Consider the following 12,378-nt stretch of genomic DNA (forward strand, 5'->3'; position numbering starts at 1 on the left):
ATAAAGCATTTATAAAAATATAAATCCCCAATAAAATCCAAATAAATATAATAGGCATAACTTCATAATGTGCTTTCATAATTTGTATATTCCATTTTTATTGCCCTAAAAAAGCTTGCTTGAATTGCTCTACATTCTGATTTCCATATTCTGTTTTTAAATAATCCAAAGCTTGCTGATATCTAGGCGAATTGACGAATGTTGGGTCATCAGCATGGCGAAGAAAAACTAATGACCGACCAATGGCAAAACGATGTTTCTCAATTTGATAGTCAAGCCGGGCAGTGTTGACCAGGAATTTTGCTAGTTTAAAATGGGGATTGAAAGGTTCATAATCTTTAAAATTTTCATTAATTTGATAAATATCAGCCTTAGGCAAGTAATTATTATTAAATAAATATTGAGTCAGAGCACGTTGTTCGATTAACACATAGTTAAAATCCCAAATTATACCATTGCCTTGTGCTATATTCGAACTACCTGATGTCAAAATTTGATTGATGATAGGCATGTTTTTCTCTAGCAGAATTACGTTTACATCAGCTAGTGATTTACGTCCAGCTTCTGAAAGTCCTGATGCTAAAGGAACTGTAAATGCTCCGCGTACCCCTAGCCAACCCGTTACATCACGGGCTGCATGAAAAAACCGTACAGATGATTTTTTCTGTACTTCCAAGGCGGCCCAATTGTAATAAGCGCTGATTTGGTCGATTGGCCTATATAGACGATAATTTGACCTATTCGTATTGTATATAGCCGCTTTACCAAAACTGTTATCACATGATCCTGTTTCCTGGCAATTAATCCGGTCCTGAATATACCATTGGGTGAAACGGGTCAGTTGCTGTTTCCCCGACATGAATAAAGTAATGGGGTTAACCTCACCATAGCGAAAAAGACTGTCGATGACGACATCCACCGTTTCATACCACCCTTCATTGACGGCAATATCACCAATCTTTTTAATATAGATCCATGTCTTAGTACATGCAATGCCAACGGTACCTACTTTAACACTTTGAACAATTCCGTGTGTTGTTTTCAATTCCCCATCCCGTCCCGTTCCAGTGGGTTTAGGAGCATTGCAACCCGGCATACTACCACCAAGAGCTTCCGTGTAAGCAACTTCGCTTCTGGCAATTTCGATTTGAATATCCTGGCAATTGGGCGCGGCTGCCAATCTCCCTCCTGGTGTCGAAGACGTTGAACAGGAGGCACAAATACAAGGCTGTTGTTCAACTATGGTTAATTGTTCACTAATCGCATTGATTTGCTGGATAGCTTGTTGCTTTTGAACCTCCGTTAGACTTGTATCGGCCTGGATAACTGAAGTTAATGAGGAGAGCCGCTGCTTTTGCTCAGTAACAAGGTTTGCATCTGTAGATTTTAGATTTTCAAGGAGCGTATAGACTTCAGCAACCACCTTTGACAAGTCTGAGAACTTATCTACGCTTCCTGGCTGCCCACTAAATCCACTCGGATCATACGCCGACACCGCCGTTCCGCCCACCAACTCATAGCACTCATTGACCACCACCCCGGTCAGTTCAATGGCAATCCGCGAGCCCTGCAAATACGGAATCTCGGTGTACCCCACCCCGTTCCAGCCTGCCGAACCGCCACCCCGCACCTCCGTCACGATGATGTCGAAATCAGCCGCCCGGATCGTGTCGCCCGGAGCCAGGTTGCTCAATCGGCTCCCGTTGTCAGGCAGCGGAATCGCGGGCATCGTGCCACAGGCGTACGTGTGCGTGCGGGGCGTACACGGTTTGCTGCGAACCGTCAGGTAGGCCGTACAGGTGTCCGTCCCACTCATCAGCTTCACGGCGTATTCCCCAATCGCCGTCGCCGAGAGCGTCGGCGTGGTGCCCAGGCTGACGGCGGCACCCGTTCCCGCCGTACGCGTCCACTGGTAGGTATACCCCGCCAAAAAAGCCCCTTCCAGGTGTTGTACCGACAGCGTCAGCGGTTGCAAAACCCCGCCTACCCGCGGCAACACATCGGTTTCGGTTTGCTGACTATTGACCGCCTTGATGCGGATGTTGCAGCCCGAAACTGTCGTGTCGCAAACCACCGACACCAGCCGGCTTCCCGCCCGGCAGGTATCGATTCCCGTTACTTCGTATGCTTCGATCCGGTACGTGCCTTCCTGCAAACCCGTAAAAACCGCCGGGCTGTTGGGCAGAATCGACTTCAGTTGGTAGCTCGTTTGCCCACCGTTCACCACCGGCTGGTAGAGCGCAATATGCAATGAGCTATTAACCTGTTCATTTTTCACCTTCACCGTAATCCGGCCCCGGCGCGTGGTGTCAGCCGCCGAAAAGTCACAGTCCGCCAACGGTTCGCCATCGAACGCCAAGGTGCAAGTCACCGACGGTTGTACCGTCACACTAACCGTGGCTACGGCCGGACAGGCAGCTCCGCTATACGCCCGAACCGTGTACGAACCACCCATCCCCACGGTTGCATTCGGGCGGCTGACCGACTGCCCCGTGGCCATAAAACCGCCCGGACCACTCCATTCGTAGCGGGTAGCCCCCGCAGCCGTCGCGCTCAGGCTGATGGTTTGCCCCGTGGTGTAGGGGGTTTGGCCGGTCGTGGCACTGGCACCGGTGGGCGCAGTTTGCACCAAAATCCCGATGGCATTGGAAGCCTCACTGGCCACGTTGCTCACCACGCAGGTCGCTGAGTAGGTTGTTGTGGCCGTTGGCGCAAACCGGATGCGGTTGCCCGTCATCCCGTTCGACCACCGCACCAGTCCTTCACAGCCGTCTGCATCCAGTTGCAGGGTATCACCCGGACACAAGGCGGTCTGGTTGGTGCGGATGATGGGGGCCGGAACCGTGATCCGTTGCACGGTCACCGAAGCGGTGGGACTTTGGCAACTGCCAGACAGGCAGCGAGCCGTGAAGGTAGTGGTTTGGGATAGCGTCACCATCAAGACAACCCCCGTCGAGGTGCCGCCCGGCCCGGACCATTCCACCTGGAAAGCACAACCCGAAGCCGTCAGCGTGACGGTCTGGGAGCCGGAGATCGCGGCAGGCAACGCATTGACTGTCGGGGCACTCATCGGGCAGCAATCGGTGGTGAGAATCCACCGGGTTTCATTATACGTCACCGAACCCGTTGCCATGTCACGTTCCTCGCGTTCCAGGCGATTGACGGTAGGGTTACAGCGGGTATTGCCCGTGGTTTGCCAATTCGCTGTGGGAAGTCTACAGTCTTCACCGGTCGGCACCCAGTGGATTACATTATAGGTGAGCGAACCTTCGGCGATGTCCCGTTCTTCCCGTTCCTGAAGATAATCCGTCGAAGCATCACAACGAACATTGCCCGTGGGCTGCCAGTTGGGGAACATTGCCCGTGGGTTGCCAGTTGGGGGCGATAACCGGGAAACAGTCGTTGCCGTTGTTGGTCCGCTCCCAGCGCGTCTCATTGTAGGAGGGCGACCCTTCGGCGATGTCCCGCTCTTCCCGCTTCTGATAATACTCCGTCGACGCGTCACACTTCAACACCCCTGTCGGTTGCCAATTAGGGTTTACTGGGGGAAAACACTCCTGACCGGTCGGCACCCAGTGGGTTACATTATAGGTTGATGAGCCCTGAGCGACATCCCGTTCTTCCTGTTCCTGATAATACTCCGTCGACGCGTCACAGCGAACATTTCCGGTCGGCTCCCAATGGGCAGGTTCGCAAGGTAATCCGGTTAGTACCCATCGAGTTAGCATATTCCTGGTAGCGGCCAGTCGGGCCTGCGGATTACAGGAACTGCTCAAGAATTCTTCTCGCTCTAATTGGCCATTAGTACAGCGCTTAGTGCTCGTCGGCAACCAGCATTCTGTCTGACAACTCGATACATTGACCGGATCGCTGGATTGATCGCCACATACCCCCGAATTTGCATAGCAGTAAACCGTATAGGTCCCATTCCCCCCCTGGTTACAAGCAATGATGGTATTTTGTCCGATTGTAGCTGTTAAAACAATATTATCCCGTACCCACATGGTTGTGCCACCACAACCATAAACAGTCAAAACGCCACTAGCATCGTTAATAACAGGCCTTGTTTCATCACAAGGCGAATCGGATAGTGGTGTCGCTCCTTGTGGTGTCGCCCCTTGTACGCCTTTGATGGGTTTCGATGGGGCAAAAGCGTAATTGACGGCCACCACACAGGCCGGGTTCCATTTCTCCCGAACATAGACCGTGCACGTCCGGGACTGCTGTTTGGGAAAGAAATTGGTCGGATAAAACGTGATGTTATCCAGGCTGTATACATAACGGGTCGGGTTTTCCAACACCTCAATCACTAAAACCCCCGCCACCGGCTCATAGACCCGAACCTGACTGGCCTCCAGGGTACAGACAGGCTGAAGATCCAGCACCAATTCCGCTTTCTTCTCAAAAAGGCTTTGTGTACTTACTTGTTTAGGCCCTCTCAGAAGCGTAAAAGGTTCCGGTGAATACCGGGTAAACTTCCCTTTAACCGTATACTCGACAGCGGGTTTGGATTGCAGATCAAGTGTCGCACCAATGAAGTCGGTATAGGTTCCACCCGTTATCTCAAACCCGTCGGGCAACAGCAGTTTGAGGGAAAACGATTTCTGATCCTCAAAAAAGAACAGCAGGCTGGGTGGAATATCGAGCAATTCGGCCCGGATGGTTAGCTCAATTTCTTCACCAACGGTGATCGCCGTTTTATTGGCCGTCAGGATAAACCGAACCGGATCTACACTGTTTTTCAGGGGTCGTACGGGGCTTAGCCGGAAAGGCCGCGCCGGAATCGATTCCGGCCGTTTTAATCCTGATGGGGATGGATTTTCAGACGGGGTCGACAACCTTAGAGAACCGGTTTATTGGCCCATACATCCCTACTTTAGCCTTCGGCGTCCGCTTACTCCCATCAGGCAATTCTTCTGAATCCCTAAAAGTTGCACCAAAACAATTATATGTACAAACAATTATTAGTACAATAAACTGTATGAATGAACGATAACGTTTTCCCATACGAAATAGTGGAGACAGAGTCGGTATAAATGCGCTACATAAAAACAGCTTCCACATGGAAATGCCCAGCGAATGATGCGCAATATGGGGTCACATTGTATAGAAACCAACTTATTTTTGTCTGGCAACGAAAGAAGTGCTAAATGTCACTTTCCTAAGTTACCAGTCCATTTAACAGACAAATAACAAGTAACTTTTTGAGGTAAAAAGGGCATAAATGTCGCTTACAATCCTCAGTCCGGCAACGCTGCTTTGGGGGCCCTTCTCCTCCGCAACTCCCGAAGTTTTGCGTATTTCACCACCGGATACATCGCCGAAAACAACGACCAGATAAAACCGGGATAGCCGTTCAGGAAATTCCGTTTAATCACATACTCTTTTACGAAGGTGATCGGGAGCCGAAAAATGATCTGGGCAATGGAACCGCGTTTGTTCCGACTCAGCAAATCGCGGGCACCGGCGGTGGTATAGCGGTTGAATTTCTCGAAGTATTCGTGGAGGCTGCCGTAGCTGTCGTGCAGCATGTGGTGCGTCAGTTTGCCGACCGGGCCGGTCAGCACCACGTCTTCGTGAACCCGGGCGGTGTTGTAGTTGCCAAACCGTTTGTCGAAAAGCCGCAGATGGGGCATTTTGTATTCTCCGCCAAACCGCATCAGCCGGTCGAGAAAGACCAGCGAAATCGGGACTTCAAAACCGTGAAAATCGCGTTGCCCGGCTTCTACTTCCGCCAGGCGGAGCTGAATTTCAGAACGGAGTTCGTCGCTTACAACTTCGTCGGCATCGACCACCAGCACCCAGGAATTCCGGGCCTGGCTAACGGCAAATCCTTTCTGTAAACCAAATCCGTCGAAATCCCGGTGGAGAACGCGACAACCGAACTGCTGCGCCAGGGGAAGGGTTTGATCGGTGCTGCCCGAATCGACCACGACAATCTCGTCACACCAGCTTAAGGCACGCAGGACCGCCGGCAGAATGCGGGCGGAGTTGAAAGTAATCATTACGGCACTCACCGGCGGCAAGCCGGGCAATGGCAACTCGGACATAAAAACACTAAAATCGAGATGGGACTACAAATGACTGGCTTTCAATGCAAAAATCAAATTTTAGCAGATTTCTAAGAAGTTATTTTTTTGCCCGCTCAACAACTATTTGATACCTATGGAGTTATTCAGAAAGCGGCTACCCGGCTAGTTTCATCCATCAATTTTTAAGTTGCATTCCTCCGCCAATGCGATAACTTTGTTAGCCCGCTTTTTAGTTTACTGAACGTTACACTTACCACTAAGTCTATAAGAATCATGGCTCAACCTGAAGCAATCGAACCGATCTTACAAGATGATCCACTCCGGTTCGTTCTTTTCCCGATCCGACACCACGACATCTGGAGAATGTATAAGCAGCACGAAGCGTCGTTCTGGACGGCGGAGGAAATTGACCTCTCGCAGGACCAGCGCGACTGGGAAAACCTGAACGACGGCGAGCGGCATTTTATCTCCAACGTCCTGGCATTTTTTGCCGCTTCAGACGGAATTGTCAACGAAAATCTGGCGGTCGGTTTTCTGTCGCAGGTGCAATATGCCGAAGCCAAATGCTTCTACGGTTTCCAGATCATGATGGAAAACATCCACTCGGAAACCTATTCGCTGCTGATCGATACGTACATCAAAAACCCGGTCGAAAAAGACAAGATGCTGCGGGCGGTCGATACCATTCCCTGCGTGAAACGGAAAGCCGACTGGGCCATGCGCTGGATCGAAAACGGTTCATTCGTGGAACGGCTGCTGGCCTTTGCGGCCGTGGAAGGCATCTTCTTCTCCGGTTCGTTCTGCTCGATTTTCTGGTTGAAAAAACGGGGTCTGATGCCCGGTCTGTCGTTCTCGAACGAGCTGATTTCGCGCGACGAAGGCTTGCACCGCGACTTTGCCTGCATGCTCTACACGGAGCACATCAAGAATAAACTGCCGGAATCGGAGGTATACGCCATGATTCAGGATGCGGTCAGCATTGAGCAGGAGTTTGTCAGTGAATCACTGCCGGTTTCGCTCATCGGTATGAACGCCGAGTTAATGAAGCAATACATCGAATTTGTGGCCGATCACCTGCTGGTGTCGCTGGGTTTGCAGAAGGTGTATAACTCCACGAATCCGTTCGATTTCATGGACATGATTTCGCTGCAGGGCAAAACCAATTTCTTCGAGAAACGCGTCGGCGAATACCAGAAAGCCGGTGTCATGTCGTCTACCAAAGAAAAAGAAGATCAGAAAATTACCTTCGACGCTGATTTTTAAACCGACCTGTCATTGGCCTGTCGGTCGTGTCGCGGTTGGCAACTGAATAAAGAATAAAGACAAGAGAATAAAGACGTTCTGAGCATTTCATTCGTCTTATTCTCTTGTCTTTATTCTTTATTCTCTTTTTACTCTTTATTCTCCCCAATAACCGCCCACACCATCTCGCTTTCATAGCCTTTGCTGATGGCGTACCGGACCAGTTTCTGTTTCATCACCAGTGGGCTTTCGCCCTGGAGACTGCGCTTCTTTTTTTCGAGTAAATCGACCAGCGTCTGGCGGTAATCGTCGGGTTCGATTTCCTTCATGGCCTGTTCGAGGTTGTAGCCGGTAATGCCGCGCTGCTTGAGGTGTTGTCGGATTTTGTGCCGCCCCCAGCGTTTCACCCGGAACTTGCTGCCCGCAAACGTTTTGGCAAACCGCTCCTCATTCAGGTAATTCTGTTCGATCAGCCACACAATCATCTCCTCAGCCTCATCGCCGAACACCTCCCACTCACCAAGTCGTTCGCGGACTTCCCGCTGGGTTCGTTCCTGGTAGGCGCAAAACGAAGCCGCCCGGCGTAGAATGTCTTTTGTTTGCTCGGTCATTTTTGGGAAGAAAGACGTAAGAGTAGCGACAAAAGAACACCCCGGCCCTTAATGTTTGTTCCCGGCGAGTTTTAAGTGGATAGCGATTTCGGGCAGAATGTATTGCGCATCGGGTAAAGCGGGGTCTGCGCTATACGTCATGCCCCATTGGGTGCGGTCCACCTTGAGCGTGGCTTCCACGGCCAACTGATTGTCTTTCAAGGCAATTTTTGCAGGAAAGTTCACCGGATGGGTCTTGCCCAGCATCGTCAGACTGCCATTCACCCGGTAGTTGGCCCCAGCCACGCCTTCTCCACCCGCATAAGGTGCCAGACTGGTGATGGTGTAGGTAATCGACGGATGCAACGCCATGTTGAAGAAATCGGCACTTTGAAGATGGTGTACCAACACCGGCTTGAGCGTGTCCGGCAAACTGGTGCTGACGATGGAAGAAACCGGAATCGTGAATGAGCCACCGGTTATTTTCCCGTCTTTCACCGTCAGGGCATCGCTCGTCACGGCAATGGAGCCTTCTTCAAAATAACCAGTTCGCAGACTGCCTTTCCACACGGCGACGGACGTTTTTTCGTCAAGCTGGTACTGCTCCTGCGAAGGATCTAAATGGTCTTTCGTACAATTCAACAGAAAAAACGACAGGGCAATGGCGCAAAATAAGCGTACTTTTTTCATGGTGTATTCGTTGTTTTGACGTAAAAAAAATAGAAGCAAAATGGCCTGTTGCCGAACTCAGGGCGCGGGCGGAATCGGGGCGGGTACGGCATTGGAAACCGGTTTGAGCGATTTCAGATAGGCAAAAACCGCCTTCATGTCCGCATCGGTCATCCCGGCATAGTTCGGCCACGGCATCGGCGGTAGCAAGGGTCGGCCGCTGTCCAGCCCTTTGAATTTCCCCTGCCGCATGGCTTTGTTGAACTGCTCCTCCGACCAGTTGCCGATCCCGGTGGCATCCGGCGTTAAGTTGGCCGCAAACGACACGCCCCAGGGGCCGATGAAGGCCGTATTCTGCCCATTGAACAGCACCCATTGACCCGACTTGACCAGATTTTTGTCGTACGAACCCAGCGGTTGAGCGCTGTTGTAACCGGACAGAAAGCGGTCCATGTCAGGTGCGGGTCCCCGGGCTGTCATTTTCTTGGGCGCGTGGCAATCCGCACAGCCCATAATCGTCACCAGGTATTCGCCCCGTTTGACCAGCTCGCCCTGGGTTGTTTTTTGGGGTACCAGAACCGGACTGAATTCCGGTTGGGGGGCGTTATGCGGCTGGGTAAAGGCACAGGCAAGCCCGATGGCGGCTGTAGCCGCCAGATAAATCCATCTCATGGTGTGTTTGGTTGTAGTGAAAAAAAAGACCCCTGTGATCTGCCGGATTTCAGGCAGACCGTCATTGAAACGGTAAAAAGGTGGATAAATAAAACCGGCAGCGTCTACCAAAAACCGGAATCGGATGCTTTAGGCATGGGTCCGGATCAGTTGCCGCCCCGGAACCCGGTAGTAATGGCCCTGGTCATTAAACACCATCGTCGGGGCGTCATTGGTAAACAGTCTGAATTCCCGGATAAAATGGGCCTGGTCCGAATAGCCAAACGTGTGCGAAACATCCAGCCAGTTGGGGAGTGTCGTTTCCTGCTGGAACGACTCGTAGGCATTCCGGAAGCGAATGATCCGCTGGTACATCTTGGGCGTGGTGCCGTATTTGTCTTTAAAACTGCGTTCCAACTGCCGCTTGCTCACGTATAAATGCGTGCTCAGATCTTCGATGGACAGGTTTCCTTTTGCTTTCCGGATCAGCCGGGTGGCTTCGAATACGTAATTGCGGTCGGCCTTCAGATTCCGGAGTTGCGCCAGTAGAAACGTCTCCGCTGCGCTGACCACCGCCTGGATATCCGGCAAACCGTAGACGCTGTCGACCAGGCGGTTCATGCGTTTTCCGAAGAGACTTTCCAGGTCCGTGAAATTATTGAACAGCGATGCGCCAGGCACATTGAACAGTTGCGGCAGACTCTCCGGTTTGAGCTGGATACCGAATTTGCGGGTCGTTCCCACCGACTTCCACTGCACGGCATCCTGGTAAAGCCCCGCAAAAAACGCCTGCGGGAGCTTGTGCCACTGCTTATCAAACAACACATAGGCGCGGTTATCGTCCAGGTGCATGATCAGTTCCAGCGTTCCGAAAGGCAGGCAACGCTGCAGGGGCGACTCTTCGTTACCGCTGGTTTCAAAATGATGCAGCCAGTAACATTCAACGAAAGGTTGCAGCGCGGCCGACGGTTTAAATTCCTGGTACCATGTATTCATTCCTGTTCAATCGTAGTGTTGTTGCGAATTGTGCCGTAAAAGTAAAGCCCCAATCGGTTCCGGTATTGAAAAAATGCGACATTTTCGCAACCGGTCACACACCTGACTGTATTTTTCTTTCGAGCCCGACGGGCAAAAAAATGGCCGAAGCGATCTCCGGCCATCGTACGTATTGATTGAAATAACAATTTACCAGGTTCGTTTGCTCATGACTTTGTCCAGCTCCGGCCGGGTCATGGCGCCCAGTTCGGGATGTTGCCCCAGCCATTTCAGAAACTCCGTCTTAATCTCGTCGGTCCACTGGCTGTCGATCTGGCCGGTGGTGTAGCGGTTTGATTTTACCATCTCGAAGCCAAACTGATCCTTGCGGGTCACAAATTCGCAGGTGGTAATCACCTGCTCGGCCATGTGCGCCGGTACGAACAGAATGCCTTCGCGCTGGGCAATCACCAGATCGCCCGGCAACACCATCGTGCCCCCCATGCGGATCGGTGTGTTGAGTCCCATCAACACCATTTCTTCCAGAAAAGACGGGTGAAAATCCCGCACAAAGGCGTTGAAACCCTTGATGTTCTGCAATTCCTGCAAGTCGCGGGCGGCTCCGTTGAAGACGACGCCGTTGCCGGTTTTGCTGAAAATGGCGTTCCCCAACGTCGCCCCCACGAGCGTTCCTCCGCCGATTTTCCCAAAACCGTCGGCCACGTATACATCGCCCTTGGTCAGCGTTTCAATGGGCCAGGTGTTGGTGTTTCCCTTGCGACCCTGTTTGGTGGTGCCGCGCTCCTTGATGTTTTTCTCCACATCCGGTCGGCTGGGCATAAACATCGCCGTTACGGCCCGGCCCACCACGATGACGTCATCGTGGATGAATTTCCAGCCGCCTTCAAACTGGTTCGTGTAGCCTTCGTTTTTCAAAACCGTCCAGGCATCGTCGATTCCGATTTTTTTAGCCCGTTCTACGAGGGCATCCGGAATTTTAGGACGCCCGTCGGGAAACCGTTCTCCCTTCCATTCCGATGTCAAAAATGTCAATTCCTCCTTCGGAATGGTTTGGGCAACCAACGAATGCGTGCTGAATACGAGGACAAGGAGAGAAACGATTAAAGCAATGCTGGATTTCATACGGGGTCAATTAATCTGTAAACAATATCAAATGTTAAATGAGTAATGATAAACGTAAAAGTGTTGGATTGAAACCTACTTTTACGTTTATCATTACTCATTTAACATTTATCATTACCTTTTTTAATGTTCTTTCGCCAGATAGGCGTCAATGTCTTTTTGGGTAATCGCTAATTTTTTGGGGTATTTGCCCACCCAGGCTCTGAATTCATCTTTGATCTTGGCCGACCAGTCGCCGTGAATCTCGCCCGAGGGGTATTTTCCCTGCTGCAAAAGTACACGTTCAAATTCATCCCGCAAGGCCGTCATCTCCGAAGCCGACACCAGCCCCTCCACCAGGTGGGCCGGAATGAACACTACGCCGTATTCGTTCGCAAACACAACATCGCCCGGAAAAACCGTCACCTCACCGATGCGAATCGGCGCATTGATGGACGTCGGCGTCATGTCTTTGATATACGACGGATCGTGGCCTTTCACCCAGGCGTTGAACCCTTTGGTGTCTTTCAGTTCCTGCATATCCCGGACCGAACCGTAGAAAATGACACCCTTCCCGGTTTTGCCATAGATCGCGTTGCCGAGGCTCGAACCAATCAGGGTTCCATCTTTAATTTTTCCGTAGCCGTCGGCCACATACACATCACCTTTGGTCAGAATATCGATCGGCCAGATGTTGATACCGCCTTTCTGCGAACGCCCTTCAGCTTTGCCCTGCTTCCTGACCAGGCTGTCGAGGTCGGGCCGGGTTGGCATAAACTGCGCCGTAACCACCCGCCCGGTCATGGTTTCGCCGGGTTTGAGAATGACCCAGTTTTTTTCGACCTGGTTGCGGTAACCTTTGTTCCCCAGATAGCCCCAGATTTGCTCCAGCGTACAGTTTTGCAGCCGCTCCAGAACCAGATCCGGCACATTGGGCCGACCATCGGGCAAACGTGCCCCTTTCCAGTTAGACGTTAAAGCGGTAACCTGCTCAACCGATGAGCCAACCCGCTGGGCCTGAGCCGACATACTTCCCAAAAGGGTAATTGCCAATGCTACGAACGTTTTCTTTATCATCGCTTTTTAAGGGTTGCCGG

At 51.6% G+C, this 12,378-nt stretch carries 10 protein-coding genes; 1 reads left to right on the forward strand and 9 read right to left on the reverse strand.

Annotated elements, in window-relative coordinates; all coding sequences use genetic code 11:
* Window positions 1-97: 97 nt before the first annotated feature.
* The 3 genes from FH871_RS04245 to FH871_RS04255 all read right to left on the reverse strand — a co-directional run bounded on the left by FH871_RS04245 (window position 98) and on the right by FH871_RS04255 (window position 6,050).
* Window positions 98-3,358: a hypothetical protein gene (locus tag FH871_RS04245; RefSeq protein WP_138990056.1), complete on the reverse strand. Its 3,261-nt coding sequence runs from the start codon at window positions 3,356-3,358 to the stop codon at window positions 98-100.
* Window positions 3,318-4,838 carry a hypothetical protein gene (locus FH871_RS04250; RefSeq protein WP_138990057.1) on the reverse strand — a complete coding sequence of 507 codons (1,521 nt, stop codon included), beginning with the start codon at window positions 4,836-4,838 and terminating at the stop codon, window positions 3,318-3,320. The genes FH871_RS04245 and FH871_RS04250 overlap by 41 nt, the downstream gene beginning before the upstream one ends.
* 402 nt (window positions 4,839-5,240) lie before the next feature.
* Window positions 5,241-6,050, reverse strand: a complete 810-nt coding sequence (locus FH871_RS04255) for a glycosyltransferase family 2 protein (protein ID WP_138990058.1) — start codon at window positions 6,048-6,050, stop codon at window positions 5,241-5,243.
* 255 nt (window positions 6,051-6,305) lie between these two features.
* On the opposite strand from FH871_RS04255, the gene FH871_RS04260 reads away from it, so the two are divergent.
* On the forward strand, window positions 6,306-7,295 hold the full coding sequence (locus tag FH871_RS04260) for a ribonucleotide-diphosphate reductase subunit beta (protein ID WP_114405425.1): 990 nt from the start codon (window positions 6,306-6,308) through the stop codon (window positions 7,293-7,295).
* A 128-nt stretch (window positions 7,296-7,423) separates the two neighbouring features.
* Here the strand turns inward: FH871_RS04260 and FH871_RS04265 are convergent, their stop codons facing one another.
* The 6 genes from FH871_RS04265 to FH871_RS04290 all read right to left on the reverse strand — a co-directional run bounded on the left by FH871_RS04265 (window position 7,424) and on the right by FH871_RS04290 (window position 12,358).
* On the reverse strand, window positions 7,424-7,885 hold the full coding sequence (locus tag FH871_RS04265) for a regulatory protein RecX (protein ID WP_138990059.1): 462 nt from the start codon (window positions 7,883-7,885) through the stop codon (window positions 7,424-7,426).
* Window positions 7,886-7,933: 48 nt separating this feature from the next.
* Window positions 7,934-8,554 (reverse strand): YceI family protein, encoded by a 621-nt coding sequence (locus FH871_RS04270; protein ID WP_138990060.1) that lies wholly within the window; start codon window positions 8,552-8,554, stop codon window positions 7,934-7,936.
* Window positions 8,555-8,611: 57 nt separating this feature from the next.
* A complete protein-coding gene (locus FH871_RS04275) occupies window positions 8,612-9,205 on the reverse strand; it encodes a c-type cytochrome (protein WP_138990061.1) in 594 nt (197 codons plus the stop codon).
* 129 nt (window positions 9,206-9,334) lie between these two features.
* Window positions 9,335-10,180, reverse strand: a complete 846-nt coding sequence (locus tag FH871_RS04280; RefSeq protein WP_138990062.1) for a helix-turn-helix domain-containing protein — start codon at window positions 10,178-10,180, stop codon at window positions 9,335-9,337.
* Window positions 10,181-10,369: 189 nt separating this feature from the next.
* A complete protein-coding gene (locus FH871_RS04285; protein ID WP_138990063.1) occupies window positions 10,370-11,302 on the reverse strand; it encodes an RraA family protein in 933 nt (310 codons plus the stop codon).
* A 123-nt stretch (window positions 11,303-11,425) separates the two neighbouring features.
* Window positions 11,426-12,358, reverse strand: coding sequence for an RraA family protein (locus tag FH871_RS04290; protein WP_138990064.1), 933 nt, complete (start codon window positions 12,356-12,358; stop codon window positions 11,426-11,428).
* Between the last annotated feature and the right edge of the window lie 20 nt (window positions 12,359-12,378).

The organism is Larkinella sp. C7, assembly GCF_006149005.1.
Lineage (GTDB): Bacteria > Bacteroidota > Bacteroidia > Cytophagales > Spirosomataceae > Larkinella.